The organism is Citricoccus sp., from assembly GCF_035445025.1.
GTDB lineage: Bacteria > Actinomycetota > Actinomycetes > Actinomycetales > Micrococcaceae > Citricoccus.
Genome location: NZ_DAOMPX010000156.1, coordinates 1 through 1962 on the forward strand (window position 1 = coordinate 1; position 1962 = coordinate 1962).

The following is a 1962-nucleotide window of genomic DNA, read 5'->3' on the forward strand; positions in this document are numbered from 1 at the left end:
CGCCGTCGTCGATTGCTGTGCACGAATGTATACACTCGTGCACAGTGGCGTCAAGGGGTCCGAGATCCGATCGCCTGACGGACCGTAGGATGGCGCCCATGACTCACCCGATGCCGGCAACGGACACCTTCGAGCACGTCAGAGGCGCCGACGGCGAGCACGTCGGGTACATCCACTGCACCGACGACGGCCGGTTCGTGCCGTTCGACCTGCTGCAGCGCCGCCGCGGGGAGCCCATGGAGCTGGACGAGGCCGAGGCGTTGCTGGACGGCATCGGGCTGAGCATGCTGGCCGAGCCCTGGTGGCTGGACGAGGGCAACGGTGAGCGGGTCAAGGTCCTCGTCCAGGAGGTGCACCGTGACCGGCTGACGGTGGCCCGGGCGATGGACGACCTCTCCGGTCCGGTGGCCAAGGCAGTGGACCTGCAGGCGGTCATCACGGTGGAGCTGCCGACGGACCGGCTGCACGACGCCGCCTCGACCGAGTAACCACGGGGGTCTCCCCATGCCTGACGAGACGCTGGTTCCGCCCGGGGCGACGGTGACCGAGGTGAACGGCCTGCGAGCCCTGCGGGCCGGGACGGACACCGGCAGGGTTCCGCTCGTCCTGGTGCACGGCGGCGGCGCGGACCACAGCGGCCTGTCCTGGTACGCGGCGATGGGTCCGTTGTCCCGTGACCGCCTGGTGTGGGCCGTGGACCTGCCCGGGTTCGGCGGCAGCATCGACGTGCCTCCCGTGGGCGGCCCCGGGCAGCTGGCACGGGTGGTGCTAAACGCGATGGACGCTGCCGGGCTGCCCCGCGCCGTCGTGATCGGGGTGTCCATGGGCGGGGACGTGTCCCTCAACGTGGCACTGCAGGCGCCGTCGCGGGTGGCCGGGCTGGTCCTCGTGGGACCCGGTGGCCTGATCCCGGTGCTGCGGAACGCGAGCACACAGCGCTGGGCCTGGCGGGCGGCCCGGCTGCCGGACTGGCTGCTGGTGCCGATGGCCCGGGTGGCCAACCGCTTCGCCTCACGCGTGCTCCGGACAATGGTCCGCGATCCCGCCGTGCTGCCCGTCGAGGTCGTCCGCGAGTTCATCGCCCACTCGCGCCACCCCCGCAGCGGGCTGGCCTACGGCCGGTACAACCAGGCCACCCTGGGGCGGGAGGGAATGCTCAACAACCTCACGCCCCGGCTCGGCGAGGTGGTGGCGCCCACCCTGTTCTTCCACGGTGCGGAAGACCGCCTGGTGGATCCGGCGGGTTCGGTGCATGCGGCCGCCATGATGCCCCACGCCCGGGCCGTGATCGTGCCCCGGTGCGGGCACTGGGCGCAGTTGGAGGCGCCGGAGCGCTTCCTGGGCGAGGTCCAGGCGTTCCTCGGCCACCTCGAGGAACCGCCGGGGCGTCCCGGCGCGTGACCGCGCGGGGATGGGGTCAGCTGCCCGTCCACAGATAGCGGTGTTCGGGCCGGCCGGTCGCACCGTAGCGCGGGCGCAGCTCGGCCAGGCCGTGGCCGGTCAGCAGGTCCAGGTAGCGCCGGGCACTGACCCGGGAGATGCCGCAGGCCTCGGCCACCTCCCGCGCCGAACGGTCGACGCCGGCCCCGGCCTCCTGCAGGGCCGTGGCCACCAGGCGCAGGGTCGGGACGGAGAAGCCCTTGGGCAGCCGGGCGGGGAGCCCAACCTCGGCGGTTGCCGCGCCCTCGGTGACCGCGCCGGTGGAACCGGCAACGGCTCCATCGGGCCCGGTGGTCCTCCCGGCCTCACCCGCCCCGCCTGCCTCACCGACGACCGCGCCGGCCGGCGTGCTCGCGGTCGACCCCTCGGCGCGCGGCGGCAGTCCGGCGGCCCCGCGCACGAGGCGGTCGATCTCGGCCTGGTCCAGCGCCTCTTCATCAAGGACCTCCTGGTCGGCGCCAGCCGGATCGGCGTAGAGGGCGGCGAAGGCCAGCAGCCGCTCGTTGAACTCGTCGCGGCTGA

The 1962-nt window shown here is 73.5% G+C and carries 2 protein-coding genes and 1 pseudogene; 2 read left to right on the plus strand and 1 reads right to left on the minus strand.

Going from position 1 to position 1962, the window contains the following annotated elements:
* Positions 1 to 98 precede the first annotated feature (98 nt).
* Complete coding sequence (locus PLJ28_RS15755; protein WP_255459691.1) at positions 99 to 488, plus strand: serine/threonine protein phosphatase; 390 nt, start codon at positions 99 to 101, stop codon at positions 486 to 488.
* A 16-nt stretch (positions 489 to 504) separates the two neighbouring features.
* Positions 505 to 1401 (plus strand): alpha/beta fold hydrolase, encoded by an 897-nt coding sequence (locus tag PLJ28_RS15760; RefSeq protein ID WP_298045605.1) that lies wholly within the window; start codon positions 505 to 507, stop codon positions 1399 to 1401.
* Positions 1402 to 1417: 16 nt separating this feature from the next.
* Here PLJ28_RS15760 and PLJ28_RS15765 read toward each other — a convergent pair.
* A pseudogene (locus tag PLJ28_RS15765) lies at positions 1418 to 1962 on the minus strand (hypothetical protein); the annotation flags it as partial.

Bases quoted from the DNA above. Each gene is read 5' to 3' on its own strand.
- PLJ28_RS15755 (WP_255459691.1), top strand. From the start codon at position 99: ATGACTCACCCGATGCCGGCAACGGACACCTTCGAGCACGTCAGAGGC.
- PLJ28_RS15760 (WP_298045605.1), top strand. From the start codon at position 505: ATGCCTGACGAGACGCTGGTTCCGCCCGGGGCGACGGTGACCGAGGTG.